This is a genomic window from Stenotrophomonas sp. SrG, assembly GCF_050031795.1.
GTDB lineage: Bacteria > Pseudomonadota > Gammaproteobacteria > Xanthomonadales > Xanthomonadaceae > Stenotrophomonas > Stenotrophomonas rhizophila_A.
This window is the reverse complement of sequence record NZ_JBNBBE010001073.1, coordinates 1-240: the sequence shown is the minus strand read 5'-3', so window position 1 is coordinate 240 and position 240 is coordinate 1. Positions and strand designations below refer to the sequence as shown.

The window sequence follows — 240 nt, the reverse complement described above, 5'->3', positions numbered from 1 at the left end:
CCCGCCCCCCGAACCGGCATTCCACTGGACCCGATCAACAAGCGATACGAACCGTTCGTCACCCCCCCGCCGCAGGGCGACTGCCCCGGCCTGGGCCGGTCGATGCCCTCCGGCTTCGCGCGCCAGTCCGGCGGCAGCGCCCGGCTTGCCAGCGAGCAGGGGGAAGGTGCCGCGCTCGACCCCCAGGTGCCCGAGGGCCCGCAACAGGTCGAGCCGGCGTCTGCGTCCACGGCGCAGGTG

The 240-nt window shown here is 75.0% G+C and carries 1 pseudogene; it reads left to right on the top strand.

Features of this window, described 5'->3' with window-relative positions:
• Positions 1 to 240 (top strand): annotated as a pseudogene (locus ACQG3P_RS22775) (hybrid sensor histidine kinase/response regulator); the annotation flags it as partial.